11 protein-coding genes and 2 pseudogenes are annotated in these 14,276 nt (G+C 70.0%); 11 read left to right on the forward strand and 2 right to left on the reverse strand.

All coding sequences use genetic code 11. From position 1 onward, the window contains the following. Nucleotides 1-102: 102 nt before the first annotated feature. A pseudogene (locus P1N55_RS10900) lies at nucleotides 103-2,500 on the reverse strand (DEAD/DEAH box helicase). Between the two features lie 167 nt (nucleotides 2,501-2,667). On the opposite strand from P1N55_RS10900, the gene P1N55_RS10905 reads away from it, so the two are divergent. The 7 genes from P1N55_RS10905 to P1N55_RS10935 all read left to right on the forward strand — a co-directional run bounded on the left by P1N55_RS10905 (nucleotide 2,668) and on the right by P1N55_RS10935 (nucleotide 9,377). After that, entirely contained in the window at nucleotides 2,668-3,543 is an 876-nt protein-coding gene (locus P1N55_RS10905) for an NmrA/HSCARG family protein (protein ID WP_276275637.1), read from the forward strand. Nucleotides 3,544-3,715: 172 nt separating this feature from the next. Then, nucleotides 3,716-4,066: an ArsR/SmtB family transcription factor gene (locus tag P1N55_RS10910; protein WP_276275638.1), complete on the forward strand. Its 351-nt coding sequence runs from the start codon at nucleotides 3,716-3,718 to the stop codon at nucleotides 4,064-4,066. Nucleotides 4,067-4,331: 265 nt separating this feature from the next. Continuing rightward, on the forward strand, nucleotides 4,332-4,505 hold the full coding sequence (locus P1N55_RS10915) for an FmdB family zinc ribbon protein (protein WP_276275639.1): 174 nt from the start codon (nucleotides 4,332-4,334) through the stop codon (nucleotides 4,503-4,505). A 107-nt stretch (nucleotides 4,506-4,612) separates the two neighbouring features. Next, complete coding sequence (lipA, locus tag P1N55_RS10920) at nucleotides 4,613-5,566, forward strand: lipoyl synthase (RefSeq protein WP_276275640.1); 954 nt, start codon at nucleotides 4,613-4,615, stop codon at nucleotides 5,564-5,566. A 120-nt stretch (nucleotides 5,567-5,686) separates the two neighbouring features. Then, nucleotides 5,687-6,793 carry a pyruvate dehydrogenase (acetyl-transferring) E1 component subunit alpha gene (gene pdhA, locus P1N55_RS10925; protein ID WP_276278712.1) on the forward strand — a complete coding sequence of 369 codons (1,107 nt, stop codon included), beginning with the start codon at nucleotides 5,687-5,689 and terminating at the stop codon, nucleotides 6,791-6,793. After that, nucleotides 6,790-7,779 (forward strand): alpha-ketoacid dehydrogenase subunit beta, encoded by a 990-nt coding sequence (locus tag P1N55_RS10930; protein ID WP_276275641.1) that lies wholly within the window; start codon nucleotides 6,790-6,792, stop codon nucleotides 7,777-7,779. The genes pdhA and P1N55_RS10930 overlap by 4 nt, the downstream gene beginning before the upstream one ends. A 71-nt stretch (nucleotides 7,780-7,850) precedes the next feature. Then, nucleotides 7,851-9,377: a 2-oxo acid dehydrogenase subunit E2 gene (locus tag P1N55_RS10935; RefSeq protein ID WP_276275642.1), complete on the forward strand. Its 1,527-nt coding sequence runs from the start codon at nucleotides 7,851-7,853 to the stop codon at nucleotides 9,375-9,377. A gap of 3 nt (nucleotides 9,378-9,380) precedes the next feature. On the opposite strand, the gene P1N55_RS10940 is transcribed toward P1N55_RS10935, so the two are convergent. Continuing rightward, nucleotides 9,381-10,253 (reverse strand): CheF family chemotaxis protein, encoded by an 873-nt coding sequence (locus tag P1N55_RS10940; protein WP_276275643.1) that lies wholly within the window; start codon nucleotides 10,251-10,253, stop codon nucleotides 9,381-9,383. Between the two features lie 110 nt (nucleotides 10,254-10,363). Here P1N55_RS10940 and lpdA point away from each other — a divergent pair, with 110 nt between their 5' ends. The 4 genes and pseudogenes from lpdA (at nucleotide 10,364) to pheA (ending at nucleotide 14,230) form a co-directional block, all read left to right on the forward strand. After that, on the forward strand, nucleotides 10,364-11,782 hold the full coding sequence (lpdA, locus tag P1N55_RS10945; protein WP_276275644.1) for a dihydrolipoyl dehydrogenase: 1,419 nt from the start codon (nucleotides 10,364-10,366) through the stop codon (nucleotides 11,780-11,782). Nucleotides 11,783-11,854: 72 nt separating this feature from the next. Then, nucleotides 11,855-12,478: a hypothetical protein gene (locus P1N55_RS10950; protein WP_276275645.1), complete on the forward strand. Its 624-nt coding sequence runs from the start codon at nucleotides 11,855-11,857 to the stop codon at nucleotides 12,476-12,478. A 45-nt stretch (nucleotides 12,479-12,523) separates the two neighbouring features. Further along, nucleotides 12,524-13,361, forward strand: a pseudogene (locus P1N55_RS10955) (aldo/keto reductase). A gap of 53 nt (nucleotides 13,362-13,414) precedes the next feature. Further along, complete coding sequence (gene pheA, locus P1N55_RS10960) at nucleotides 13,415-14,230, forward strand: prephenate dehydratase (protein ID WP_276275646.1); 816 nt, start codon at nucleotides 13,415-13,417, stop codon at nucleotides 14,228-14,230. The last annotated feature ends 46 nt before the right edge of the window (nucleotides 14,231-14,276 follow it).

Here is a 14,276-nt window from a genome sequence, read left to right on the forward strand (position 1 = left end):
GAGGGTTCAGCGCCGTTCGCCACCGCTCGGAGGCATATTCAGGCGGGACACGGGACGGGAGCGACCCCGGATGAACGGTTCACTCGCCCCGGTAAGGCCGGCTTAGTCGACGCGGACGGTCCGCTGTTCGGTCACCGGCGGGAGCGGGAGGTCGGGGAAGGTGACCTCGACTGTGTAGGTCAGCTCGTCGGTGTCGGCCCCGAAGACGGCCACCGGGAGCGTAGCCTCGCCCAGGTAGGACGGTTTCGCGGTCATCTCGCGGCCGTTGACCGTCACCCGGAGGCCCGCGCGGGCGGCCCCACCCGCGTTCGTGACGGTCACCTCGCGCATCTCGTTGTCGCCCGCGGCGATGGCCGCCGGGAAGGCGCCCCAGTCGAGATCGACGACGGGTAACTCGCGGGCGTTCGAGAGGACCTGTTCGGCCACGCCCTCCGAGAGGCCGGCGCGGACGAGGCCGTCGACGCCCGCTTCGACCACGTCGGCCGGCGTCCGGAGGCCCTCGGCGGCGAGCTTTCCCGGCCCGGCCGGACCCCACCCCGTCGATGGCGGTCAGGCCCACGGCGTCGGCGCTGATGCCGTGCTCGACGCGGGCCTCGACGCGGCAGGCGAGGTTGGCAGCGCGGGCCGGCGCGAGGTCGTCGAGGAACGCCCGGAGCGCCGCCAGCAGGCGCAGCGCGTTCTGCCGGATGACCCAGGCGTCGCTCTTGAGTTCCGTCGGCGTCGTCCCGGTCATCCCCGCTTTCAGGATGGCGAGTACCTTCCGCTGGCCGGCGTCTAAGTCCGCGTCGGCCTCGCCCAGCACCGCGGCGACCGCGTCCTGTTCGTCCGAGCGCGCGCTGACGCTGTCGAACTCCGTCGCGCCGGCGACCGCGGTGAGGAGGTCCTCGGGCTCGATGGGGGTCGTGGCTCCGCGTTCGGCCTGCGCCTCGCAGCGCTCGGCCAGGTCGGCAAACCGGCGAGCCGTGTCGAGGCGGAGGTAGAACTTCGAGGCCAGGTGGCCCAGGCGGGTCGGTTCGACGTGCAGGCCGTCCTGTTCGACGAAGCCGTCGGCGACCAGCTCCGAGAGGGTGTGGCTGACCCGCTCGCGGAGGTCGCTGCCGGCGGCGTACTCGTCGGGGGCCGACTGGGCGCGGGCGAAGTAGAACGTCGTCCGGAGCCACGCCATCACGTCGTCGACGTCGCGAATCGTGCCGAGCGCGATCTCGGCGTTGAGGTGGGCGTCGAGCTCGCCCGCCAGCCGGGACTCGATCTCCTTGCCGTCCCGCAGCAGCCGACGGTACTTGTCGGCGTCCGAGCGGTCACAGACGACCCAGGCGTACCCCATGTCGTCGTAGCCCGGCCGGCCGGCGCGGCCGAGCATCTGGAGGATGTCGAGCGGGCTCATGTCCACCTCGCCCTCGAGCGGGTCGTGGAGCTTGGTGTCGCGGATGACGACACAGCGGGCGGGGAGGTTCACGCCCCAGGCGAGCGTCGAGGTCGAAAAGAGCAGCTGGATCTTGCCTTCCTTGAACCAGTCCTCGACGCGGTTCTTGTCCTCGCGGGCGAGGCCGGCATGATGAAAGCCCACGCCGTCGAGCACGGACTGGCGCAGCGTGTCGTTCCCCAGGTCGGCGGCGTCGTTGTGGAAATCGTAGTCGCCGCGTGCACCGATGGGCACGTCGCGTTCGGCCAGTTCGTCGCGGGCCTTCTTGGCAGCCTGGACGGTGTCCTGCCGGGAGGAGACGAAGACGAGCGCCTGGCCTTCCTCGCGGATGTGGGGTTCGGTCAGGTCCAGCGCGCGGTAGAGACGCCGGTACTTGTCGGCGAAGGCGTTCTCGCCGTGCGAGTAGGTCTTCACGTCGGCGTTCAGCGGCACCGGGCGGTAGTCGTCGCCGAAGGCGAAGGTGGTTTCGGCGGGGGCGTCCAGCCAGTCGGCGACGTCGTCGATGTTGGGCATCGTCGCCGAGAGGGCGACCACGCGGGGGTCACAGAGCCGCCGCAGGCGCGAGACGGTGACCTCGAGCACCGCGCCGCGCCGGTCCGAGTCAAGCAGGTGGACCTCGTCGATGACACAGCAGTCCACGTCCGTGATGAAGGCGTAGCGATGGGAGTCGTGTTTCCGGGTGGCCGAGTCGGCCTTCTCGGGGGTCATCACGAGGATGTCGGCCCGCTCGGCCCGCCGGGGATTCAGGTCCCGTTCGCCGGTGACGACGTACACCGAGTAGCCCATGTCCTCGAAGCGTTCCCACTCGCGCTCTTTCTCGTTGGTGAGCGCGCGCAGCGGGGCGAGAAAGAGGGCGGTCCCGCCCGCCGCGAGGGTCTTGCAGATGGCCAGTTCCGCGAGGGCAGTCTTGCCGCTCGCGGTGGGCGCGCTGACCACGACGTTGTCGTCGCGCTCCAAGAGCGCGGGGAGCGCCTCGGACTGCATGGCGTTGAACCGCTCGAACGGGAAGGCGTCGGCGAAGTCGGGGAGGGCGTCCGCGACCGCGACGCTCGGCTCGCTGTCGGCTCGAGGTGGCACGTCAGACAGCGAGCGCCGCGGCGGCAAAGGCGTTTCCATCACCGAGAGCCGGCACCCGGCCGGTCGACAGGTCGGACCGCTCCGGCGAACCGGCGAAACCGGTCGCGTCGGCTGCTAGCACGGCTACATACCCATTTATTAGGTTATTCGTAGTATACCAATACGTTATGAGAAAAATTCTCGTCACCGGCGCGACCGGGACCCAGGGCGGTGCAGTCATCGACCACCTGCTGGCAGACGGCCAGGACTGGGAGATATACGGCCTGACCCGCGACGCGTCGAGCGCCGGTGCCGAGGCACTCGCCGGGCGCGGCGTCACACCCGTCGAGGGCGACATGACCGACGCCACCCGCATGGCCGAACTCTGTGAGGGGATGGACGCCGTCTACTGCGTGACCACCTTCTTCGAGGACGGCACCGAAGTCGAGACCGAACAGGGCATCACGCTCGCCGAGGCCGCGGCCGACGCTGGCGTCGAGCACTTCGTCTACAGTTCCGTCGGCAGCGCCGACGCCGACACCGGCCTCGAACACTTCGAGTCGAAGTACGCCGTCGAACAGCGCATCGACGAGCTCGGCCTCCCGGCGACCATCGTCCGACCCGTGTTCTTCATGCAGAACTTCGAGTACATGATGCACGACGACATCGTCGACGGCCGCCTCGCGATGCCTCTCGAAGACGGCGTCTCGCTGGCCGTCGTCGACGCCGACGACATCGGCGCGGCGGTCGTCACGGCACTGACCCACCCCGACCGCTTCGCGGGCGAGGTCGTCACCCTGGCCGGCGACGACCTGACGCTCGAGACGTTCGCCGCGGCCTTCAGCGATCACCTCGGCTTCGACGTCGAGCCGATCCACCTCGACATCGAGGACTACCGCGGGATGGCCGGCGACGAGATGGCCGACATGTTCCAGTGGTTCAACGACGTGGGTTACGACACCGACGTCCCCGCGCTCGCCCAGCGGGGCATCGAGACCACGACGTTCGAGGAGTACCTCGGACGGAGCGAGGCCTGGCGCCCCGCGCCGGCCGCGTCCCGCTGAGTCGGCCCTGGCCCCGACGAGCCGTATCTGTCTCGTGCGGGGCCGCCCAACGCTATCGGGCCCGGTGTAGTGAGCCGGGCACTTTCGTGCGGTGTTCGCGGTGCTGGTTTTCCGTTTTCTCGACCGCAGGAGTGGACACCGCCCTTTCCGTCTGGCTCCGTGACCCCGGAACGTGAGCAGAGACTGGGACCCCGAGACGGTCTTCGACGTCCTCGGGAGCGAGGCGGTCCGTCGCATCCTCGCGGTGGCGAACGTCGAGCCGATGTCGGTGCCCGAGCTCGCCGACGGCCTCGACGCCTCCGAGCCGACGCTGTACCGGCGCATCGACGCCTGTCAGGAGTACGACCTGCTGACCGAGTCCACTCGCGTCGACGAGGACGGGAACCACTACAAGGTATACGAGACGGCGCTGGAGCGGGTCTGTTTCGCGCTCGACGGGGGCGGCTTCGAGGTGGACCTCCAGCTGCGCCGGGATCTGGTCGAGCAGTCCGAGGACGCCTGGGGCGACATCGGCGGCGAGTGAGCGGCGCCGGTGGCGGAATCCGGTACGGGAGCGGCCTTGCTTCGCCCGGCGAATACCGAAACTGTCTGTCGGTTGTCCGCGACGTGCTCGCGCGGCGTCACAAGGTGAAACAGCCGCGAGCGTCTCCCGGACCGCCGCGTTCGGGCCGCGGAACAGACAGTTTTCGTTCGCCACCCGCCGTACAAACTGGGACGTCCGATTTCGGGAGTTTCGACGGCTGAAGCGCCCGGCGGGGTTATAACAACTCGGCGACGTATGCGTGCCAATGGAGTCAATGTCCGTACTCGAAACTGTCAAGGAGACGGTCGGGCTCACCGACGAGAAGACCGAATACGAGTGTGACGACTGCGGTCACACGTTCCACTCGGACGCCGACTCTGGATCCTACTGGTTCCAGTGCCCGGAGTGCAAGTCCGAGTCGCTCACCGAGCTCGAGTAACGGAGCACGGGGCGTATCGTGCGCGAACTGCGGCGTTCTCTCGCGGTCGTCGATACCCCACGCACCGAACCCAACGTCTATTGCCCGGTCGCCCCTAGCGGCGACCGATGGGACGCGCCCGGAAACCCGACTGGCTGAAGATGCGACCGCCGTCGGGCGAGCGGTTCACCGACATCAAGCGAAGTCTCCGCGAGCGCGACTTGAACACCGTCTGCGAGGAGGCCAACTGTCCGAACCTCGGGGAGTGCTGGTCGGGGGGCGCGAACGCAGCGCCGGGCGAGGAGGCGACCGACACCGGTCCCGGGACGGCGACGTTCATGCTCATGGGCGACCGCTGTTCGCGCGGGTGTAACTTCTGTGACGTCGAGACCGGCGGGATGGACCCGCTGGACCCCGAGGAACCCGAGCGGGTGGCCGACGCCGTCGCCGACATCGGCCTGGACTACGTCGTCCTGACGAGCGTCGACCGTGACGACCTGCCCGACCAGGGGGCGGGCCACTTCGCCGAGACCATCCGCGCGATCAAGGACCGCGACCCGGGTATCCTGGTCGAGTGCCTGATTCCGGACTTCCAGGGGGACCCGCCGCTCGTCCAGCGAATCGTCGACGCCGGCCCGGACGTGCTGGCCCACAACGTCGAGACGGTCGAGCGCCTGCAGTGGCCGGTCCGGGACCGCCGGGCGGGCTACCAGCAGTCGCTGTCGGTGCTGTCGCAGGCGGCCGACGCCGACGTCTACGCCAAGACCAGCCTGATGCTGGGGCTGGGCGAGTACGCCCACGAGGTGTACCAGACCCTCTCGGACCTCCGGCAGGTCGGCGTCGACGTGGTGACCTTCGGCCAGTACCTCCAGCCCTCGCGCACGCACCTCGAGGTCAGCGAGTACGTCCACCCCGACGTCTTCGACACCTGGCGGCGGGTCGCCGAGGCGGAGTTCGACTTCGCCTACTGCGCCTCCGGCCCGATGGTCCGCTCGTCGTACAGGGCGGGCGAACTGTTCGTCGAGGCCGTCGCCGACGGCCGGAGCGTCGAGGACGCGCGGCGACTGGCCCGGGGCGACTGAACACGAGCGAGTGATCCCACGTGGGCAGTAGCGCCGTCCGGCGACGTCGCGGCCCGCGAAAGCCCTAAGCGTGGCGCCCGTGAACTAGTCCCACATGTCACCCCCAGGCAGGTGGTTCCGCTGAGCGTCCTCCAGCGCGACCCCGCGGACCAGGTACAGATTCTCGACGAGGAGGGGACGGTCCGGGACGGCGCGACGGTGCCGGAACTCTCGGACGACGACCTGGTGAGCGTCTACCGGCAGCTGAAACTGGGGCGGCACTTCGACCAGCGGGCGGTGAGCCTCCAGCGGCAGGGCCGGATGGGGACCTACCCGCCGATGGCCGGCCAGGAGGCCTCGCAGGTGGGCAGCGCACTCGCGCTGGCCGACGGCGACTGGGTGTTCCCGAGTTACCGCGAGCACCTCGCGCTGGCGGTCCGGGGCTGGGAACTCTCCGATACCCTCCTGTACTGGATGGGCAACGAACGGGGGAACGCACCGCCGGAGGGGGTCGACGTCTTCTCGCTGGCGGTGCCCATCGGGACCCAGATCCCCCACGCCACCGGCGCGGCCTGGGCCGCGAAGCTCCGCGGCGACGACACCGTCGTGCTGACGTACTTCGGGGACGGCGCGACCAGCGAGGGGGACTTCCACGAGGGGCTGAACTTCGCCGGCGTCTTCGACGTGCCGGCGGTCTTCTTCTGTAACAACAATCAGTGGGCCATCTCGATGCCCCGCGAGCGCCAGACGGCGAGCGAGACGCTGGCCCAGAAAGCGAACGCCTACGGCTTCGACGGCGTCCAGGTCGACGGGATGGACCCGCTCGCGGTGTATCAGGTGACTCGCGAGGCCGTCGAGAAGGCCCGCGACCCGCCCGACGGGCAGTTGCGCCCGACGATGATCGAGGCCGTCCAGTACCGCTTTGGCGCCCACACCACCGCCGACGACCCCTCTGTCTACCGCGACGAGGCGGAGGTCGAACAGTGGAAACGCAAGGACCCCATCCCACGGATGGAGCGGTTCCTCCGGGACCGGGGCCTGCTCGACGACGAGAGAGTCGCCAGTATCGACGACTCGGTCAAGGCGGAGGTGGCCGAGGCCATCGACACCGCCGAGTCCACCGAACGACCCAGCCCCGAGGAGATGTTCGCGGACGTCTACGCCGAGATGCCCCAGCGCCTCGAGGCCCAGCTCGACTATCTCCGGGACCTGCGTGATCGGCACGGCGACGCGGAGGTGCTGGAATGAGCGCCGACAGCCAGAATCTCACGCTGGTCCAGGCGGTCCGGGACGGCCTGTACGGGGAGCTCGAGCGCGACGAGGACGTGCTCGTGCTGGGCGAGGACGTGGGCCGCAACGGCGGCGTCTTCCGGGCGACCCAGGGCCTCTACGAGGAGTTCGGCGAGGACCGCGTCATCGACACCCCGCTCGCGGAGGGCGGCATCGTCGGCACCGCCATCGGGATGGCCGCCTACGGCCTTCGGCCGGTCCCCGAGATCCAGTTCTCCGGGTTCATGTACCCCGCGTTCGACCAGCTCGTCAGTCACGCCGCCCGCCTGCGGACCCGAAGTCGAGGGCGCTACACCTGCCCGCTGACGGTGCGGGCTCCCTACGGCGGCGGCATCCGCGCCCCGGAGCACCACTCCGAGTCCAAGGAGGCCTTCTACGTCCACGAACCCGGCCTGAAGGTCGTCGTGCCGTCGACGCCCCGCGAGACGAAGGGCCTGCTCGCCGCCTCGATTCGCGACCCCGACCCCGTCGTCTTCCTCGAACCGAAGCTCATCTATCGGGCGTTCCGCGAGGAGGTGCCCGACGACTCGTACACAATCGAGCTCGGCGAGGCGGACGTGAAACGCGAGGGCAGCGACGTCTCGGCGTTCACCTGGGGCGCGATGGTCCGCCCGACGCTGGAGGCCGCCGAGGCGCTGGCCGAGGAGGGCATCGACGTCGAAGTCGTGGACCTGCGGACGCTCTCGCCGATGGACACCGACGCCATCGTCGAGTCGTTCAAGAAGACCGGGCGGGCCGTCGTCGTCCACGAGGCACCCAGGACGGGGGGGCTCGCGGGCGAGATCATCGCGACCATTCAGGAGGAGGTCCTGCTGTATCAGGAAGCGCCCATCACACGGGTCACGGGCTTCGACGTTCCCTACCCGCTGTATGCCCTGGAGGACTACTACCTCCCCGAACCGGCCCGCATCGAGGACGGCATCCGCGAGGCCGTCGAGTTCTGAGCGGGCCCCGAACCGTCTCGGCGGGTCGGGCGACGAGTATCTTTACCACGGTTCGGCGAGCAGTGTCCCCCATGTTCGAGTTCAAACTCCCCGACCTCGGCGAGGGCGTCGCCGAGGGCGAGGTGCTCGAGTGGCACGTCGCGCCGGGCGACCGCGTGAGCGAGGACGACCTGCTGGCCGAGGTCGAGACGGACAAGGCCGCCGTCGACGTACCCTCGCCGGTCGACGGCGTCGTCCGCGAGCTCCACGCCGACCCGGGCGACGTCGTCGCCGTCGGCGACGTCATCGTCACCATCGACGAGGACGGGGAGACAGAGGCGACGAGCGAGGAGGCCGAAGCGACCGGGGAGACGGCCGAGGCCGGGGGCAAGACGGGCGACGGCGAGCGCGGCGGCCGGGTCTTCGCCGCCCCGAGCGTCCGCCGCCTCGCCCGCGAGAAGGCGGTCGACATCGCCGACGTCGAGGGGACCGGTCCCGGCGGCAGGGTCACGGAGGCCGACGTGGAGGCGGCCGCCGACGCCGGGGGGCCGACGTCGGTGGTCTCGCGCGTCGACGACGCCGACGGCGAGGAGCAGGACGAAGAGCCGGCCGTCAAGTCCGCCGTCCGACGCGTGTCGGCCGACGAGGACGAAGACGACGAGGGGCCCGCGGTGAAGTCCGCGGTTCGACAGGTCTCGCCCGACGAGGGTGCCCCGCGTGGCGGCGAGCGCCGCGACCGGACACTCGCCACGCCGGCGACCCGCCGACTCGCCCGGGAGCTGGGCGTCGACATCGACCGGGTGCCGACGGACCAGACCCGCGACGGCGACCCGTACGTCGACCAGCCGACGGTCCGAGCCTTCGCCGAGGCCCAGGCGGCCGGGGGAGAGGCCGCCGGGGAACCGGCCCCGGCCGGCGAGAAGCCCGAGCGCCGCGAACCCTACCGCGGCATCCGGCGGACCATCGGCGAGCAGATGGCCCGCTCCAGGCGGGAGGTCCCCCACGCGACCCACCACGACCGGGTCGAGGTGTCCGGGCTGGTCGAGGCCCGCGAGCGCCTCGAACCGCTCGCCGAGGAGCGGGACGTCCGCCTGACCTACACCCCCTTCGTCCTGAAGTGCGTCGCCGCCGCGCTGACCGAACACCCGGTTCTCAACACCGAACTCGACACCGAGGCCGAGGAGATCGTGTACAAGGACTACTACGACGTCGGCGTGGCGACGGCGACGGACCACGGCCTCATGGTGCCCGTCGTCGAGGGCGTCGACGAGAAGGGACTCCTGGAGCTGGCACGGGAGGTAACTGACCTCGTCGCACGCGCTCGCTCGCGTGACCTCGCTCGCGAGGAGATGCAGGGCGGGACGTTCACCGTGACCAACTTCGGCGCCATCGGCGGCGAGTACGCCGACCCCGTGATCAACGTCCCGGAGACGGCCATCCTCGGCATCGGCGCGCTGAAAGAGCGCCCGGTCGCCGTCGACGGCGAGGTGGTCGCCCGGCCGACGCTGCCGCTCTCGCTCGCGATCGACCACCGCGTCGTCGACGGCGCGGACGCCGCGCAGTTCGTCAACACGCTCAAGACCTACCTGGCGGACCCGACGCGGCTCCTGCTCGAGTAGCGCCTACGCGTTCACCCGTTCGAGGTAGTGGGTGACGACGATCTGTCCCCGGGCGGTGAGCACGGGGCCGCCGTCCTCGGACTCGATGAGCCCCTTCTCGTGGAGCGAGTGCAGCAGGCGCTTGACCTGTGTCGGTTCGGTGTCGAGGACGCTCGCGAGCGAGACGTCCATGTCGCCGGTCGAGTAGATGGTCGCCAGCGCCTCCGTCTCGGCCTCCGAGAGAGACAGCTGCGAGAGCGAGTCGATGACGCGCTGGTAGACCCGACGGATGTACCGCCCGAGCAACGAGAGCTTGCGGTTGGAGTCGACGGCCGCGAGCGTCGTCAGCGCCGTCCCGCCGTCCATGTGACTGACGACCAGCACCGGGCGTCGCTGTCCGTCGACGGCCCGTTCCTCCCGGTCGAAGTCGATGACCGAGTCCAGCGGAATCGTCACCGGCCCCTCGTCGGTGTCGAACTCGACGGCGCCGGTCTGTAAGGTGAGCAGGCCGCCCTTGAACCCGGCGTCGGTGACCCGTCCCCCGACCTGCGCCGGGTGCTTGAGCGTCACGTCCGCCCCGTTGAGCATCGCCTTGTACAGCACCGTCACGAACTTCTCGATGGCGTCTTCGCCGGCGGCGACGGCGACGGCCAGCCGCTCGTCACGCTCCCGGTAGGCGACGGTGACCGGTGTGCCCGGCATCGGGTCGAAGAAGTTCGGGGTGGTGCCGACCGAGACGTCGAACACCGAGTCCAGCGGGACGCGCAGGGTGTCGTCCTCGCCGGCCGCCAGGACGAGCTGGCCCTTGCCGAGCAGGATCCGGCCCTCGACCGGCCCGTCCCAGTCAGTCGTCTCGGCGGCGAACGTCCCCGTGAAGTCGGCGAGCACCGATGACATGTGGCGGTCAGATAGTTCACCTGACGGGCGCGACGGTATTGAGCTTTCGTTTCACGACGCGAGCCGTGAAGCGATACAAGAGTTAAACCGCCCCCGGTCGGACAGGGGGTATGGTCGTCGGAGACGTCACGACGGGGACGGAACTGCTCGTAATCGGGGGCGGCCCGGGCGGGTACGTCGCCGCCATACGGGGCGCACAGCGCGGACTTGACACCACGCTCGTCGAGAAGAGCGACATCGGCGGGGCCTGTCTGAACCACGGCTGTATCCCCTCGAAGGCGCTCGTCTCGGCCGCCGACGTCGCCCACGACGCCAGACAGGCCGAGAACATGGGCGTGTTCGCGGACCCGGCCGTCGACATGGCCGGCATGACCGCCTGGAAGGACGGCATCGTGACCCGCCTGACGAGGGGCGTCGAGTCGCTGTGCAAGAACGCCGGCGTGAACATCGTCTCTGGGACCGCCTCCTTCGTCGACGAAGAGACGGTCCGGGTCGCCCACGGCGGCGAGGGCCAGGGCTCGGAGTCGATCGCCTTCGAACAGTGTGTCGTCGCGACGGGCAGTCGCCCGGTCGAGATACCCGGGTTCTCGTTCGCCGACGACCCCATCCTCGCCTCGCGGGACGCACTGGCCGTAGAGTCGGTTCCCGACGACCTGGTCGTCGTCGGCGCGGGCTACATCGGCATGGAACTCTCGACGGTGTTCGCCAAGCTCGGGGCGGACGTGACCGTCGTCGAAGTGCTCGATGACGTGCTGCCGGGCTACGAGGACGACCTCTCGCGTGTCGTCCGGGAGCGCGCCGAGTCGCTGGGCATCGACTTCCGCTTTGGCGAGGCCGCCCGCGACTGGGAGGCGACCGACGACGGCATCCGCGTCCAGACGACCGACGAGGACGACGCGGTCGTCGAGTACGACGCCGAGAGGTGCCTGGTCGCGGTCGGTCGCGAACCGGTCACCGACACGCTCGACCTGGACGCCATCGGCCTGGAACCCGACGACGACGGCTTCCTCCGGACCGACGAACAGGCCCGGACCGACGTCGAGGGCGTCTTCGCCGTTGGCGACGTCGCCGGCGAACCGATGTTGGCCCACAAGGGCATGGCCGAGGGCGAGGTCGCCGCCGAGGTGGCCGCCGGCGACCCCGCCGCGCTCGACCACCAGGCCATCCCCGCGGCGGTGTTCACCGACCCCGAGATCGGCACCGTTGGCCTCACCGAGGCCGAGGCCGAAGCCGAGGGGTTCGACCCGGTCGTCGGCCGGATGGCCATGCGAGCCAACGGCCGCGCGCTCACGCTCGACGAGAAGGACGGGTTCGTCCGCATCGTCGCCGACGCCGACACGGAGTTCGTCCTGGGCGCCCAGATCGTCGGACCCGAGGCCTCGGAACTCGTCGCTGAGGTCGGCCTGGCCATCGAGATGGGGGCGCGACTCGAGGACGTCGCCGGGACCGTCCACACGCACCCGACGCTCTCGGAAGCCGTCCACGAGGCGGCCCTGGCCGCACGCGGCGAGCCAATCCACACCCGGTGAGTGGCAGGGTTCGACACCAGCAGAAAAGTTATAGTCGATGTTGGGTAACGGGAGGCTACAGGTGTCGGTACGATGGCTCCCCAAGACCACATCCCGGACGACCGGATAGCCCGGACGGTGCTCTCCGGGTCGACGTACGAGCGCGTCCGGTACGAGCGCTACGCCTTCTTCAGGCAGTCGGTACCACGGACGCTGACCGCCCAGAGCGGCATCCTCGCGCTGCTCGCGCTCACACTCCCGATGTACGGCCTCTACCCCGAGAGCGTGGCGGCGTTCCTCCCGGCGACCGACCCGGCCGTCGCATCGCCGAAGGCCATCCTGCTCGCGGTGTTCGGGGGCGGGATGCTCCTGTTGAGCGCCGCGCTGCTGGTCGGCGCCGGCCTCTACCGGGCCCGGTTCTCGCCGCTGACGGAGTCCCAGGCCCACAGCGTCATCGACGTGGAGGACTTCGCCAGGTACGTCGGCCTCGGGACCGGCGCGCTCGCCGTCGTCCTCTCTGTCGCCATCTTCGCCGTCGGCCTCGGCGGCGGTGAAGCCGTCGGCGCCTACCTGGAGGTGACGGGCCGGAACCCGTTCGTCGACTCCGGAACGGGCGTCTCGGTCCAGGTTGTCGCGCTCGCGGCCTTCGTCGCCAGCGTCCTCCTCTTCTTCGTCGGGCGCTACCTCTCGGTGCTGCTTGCGGTCACGGCGCGGTGACCCGACCCACGCACCTATAGGTCACGCGACCGTCATCTGACGAACATGGTCTCGAACCAGAGCGGTACCTTCGACATCGGCGGCGACCTCACGGTCAGGCGCCTCGGCTTCGGCGCGATGCGCATCACCGGCGACGGCATCATCGGCGAGCCGGACGACGTCGCGAACGCCCGCGCCGTCCTGGAACGGGCGGTCGAACTGGGCGTCGACTTCATCGACACCGCCGACTCCTACGGTCCCGGCGTCTCCGAGCGCCTCATCGGCGAGACACTCGACACGGAGCGCGAGGACCTCGTCATCGCCACCAAGGGCGGGCTGTTGCGCAACACCGACACGGACTGGCTCCCACGGCGACCCGGACTACCTGCGCAACGCCCAGCTGTGCTCGCGCGACCGCCTGCGGATGGACCCCATCGACCTCTACCAGTTCCACCGGCCCGACCCCGACACGCCCTTCGAGGACTCGGTCCGGACGCTCGCGGAGCTGAAAGACGAGGGGCTGGTCCGTCACGTCGGCCTCTCGAACGTCTCGGTCGACCAGCTGGAGCGGGCCCGTGACATCGTCGAGATCGCGACGGTCCAGAACCGCTACAACATCACCGACCGGGACAGCGAGGCGGTGCTGGAGGCCTGCGAGGAGTACGACATCGGCTTCATCCCGTGGTTCCCCCTCGGGGCCGGAAGCGTCGGCGAGGTCGAGGGCATCGACGCAATCGCCGAGCGCCACGACGCCACGCGCCACCAGATCGCGCTGGCGTGGCTGCTGGAACACTCCGACGTGATGCTTCCGATTCCCGGCACCGCGGACCTCGAGCACCTCGAGCAGAACGTCGCGGCGACCGAGATCGACCTCAGCGACGCGGACGTGGCGACGCTGTCCTGAGCGGCCGGCGAGCGACCGGGGTTCTTTTCATGTCGAGTGGTCTACCGGCGGGTATGACGACCATCACGCTGGGCCCGGCCGGGACCTACTCCCACCGGGCCGCACAGGCGCTCGGCGACGAGGGCATCGAGTTCGCCGAGTCGATGACCGCCATCGTCGAGGCCGTCGCCGAGGGCGAGGCGGACCACGGCGTCGTCCCGGTCGAGAACAGCATCGAGGGCTCCGTGACCGAGTCGCTGGACGCCTTCGCGACCTACGACGTCGCCGTGGTCAAGGAGATCATCACCCCCATCCGCCACGCCCTGCTGGCCCAGAGCGAGGCGTTCGACCTCGTCGCCAGTCACGCCCAGGCGCTGGCCCAGTGTCGAGGCTGGCTGGAGGAACACTACCCGGACGTCGACGTCGAGGCCGTCGCCTCCACCGCCCGCGGCGTCGAGCGCGCCCGCGAGGACCCGTCGGTGGCGGCCATCGGCCACCCCGCGAACGCCACGAACGGGACCGACCTCGAACTGCTGGCCGAGGACATCCAGGACAAGTCCTCGAACGCGACCCGGTTCCTGGCCGTCGCGCCGGCCAGCGAGCGCTCGGAGGCCGGCGGCAAGACCTCGTTCATCGTCTACCCGAACGACGACCACCCCGGGCTCCTCCTGGAACTGCTCCGGCCCTTCGCCGACCGGGACATCAACCTCACGCGCCTAGAGTCGCGCCCGAGCGGGGAGCGCCTGGGCGACTACCTCTTTCACATCGACATCGCGGCGGGGCTCTACGAGGAGCGCACCCAGGCAGCCCTCGCGGACATCGAGGCCCTGGCCGAGAACGGGTGGGTCCGCCGCCTGGGCTCGTACGACTCACAGACGGTGCTGGACTGACCGGCCCGCGGGCGGTCTGTCGAGCGCGTCGCCCGGCCGGGAAACC

The organism is Haloarcula regularis (assembly GCF_029338315.1).
GTDB classification, from domain to species: Archaea; Halobacteriota; Halobacteria; order Halobacteriales; family Haloarculaceae; genus Haloarcula; species Haloarcula regularis.

Coding starts and splice junctions, on each gene's coding strand:
- P1N55_RS10935 (WP_276275642.1), top strand. CDS start 7,851: ATGTTCGAGTTCAAACTCCCCGACCTCGGCGAGGGCGTCGCCGAGGGC.
- P1N55_RS10930 (WP_276275641.1), top strand. CDS start 6,790: ATGAGCGCCGACAGCCAGAATCTCACGCTGGTCCAGGCGGTCCGGGAC.
- P1N55_RS10905 (WP_276275637.1), top strand. CDS start 2,668: ATGAGAAAAATTCTCGTCACCGGCGCGACCGGGACCCAGGGCGGTGCA.
- P1N55_RS10915 (WP_276275639.1), top strand. CDS start 4,332: ATGGAGTCAATGTCCGTACTCGAAACTGTCAAGGAGACGGTCGGGCTC.
- pheA (WP_276275646.1), top strand. CDS start 13,415: ATGACGACCATCACGCTGGGCCCGGCCGGGACCTACTCCCACCGGGCC.
- P1N55_RS10950 (WP_276275645.1), top strand. CDS start 11,855: ATGGCTCCCCAAGACCACATCCCGGACGACCGGATAGCCCGGACGGTG.
- lpdA (WP_276275644.1), top strand. CDS start 10,364: ATGGTCGTCGGAGACGTCACGACGGGGACGGAACTGCTCGTAATCGGG.
- lipA (WP_276275640.1), top strand. CDS start 4,613: ATGGGACGCGCCCGGAAACCCGACTGGCTGAAGATGCGACCGCCGTCG.
- P1N55_RS10940 (WP_276275643.1), bottom strand. CDS start 10,253: ATGTCATCGGTGCTCGCCGACTTCACGGGGACGTTCGCCGCCGAGACG.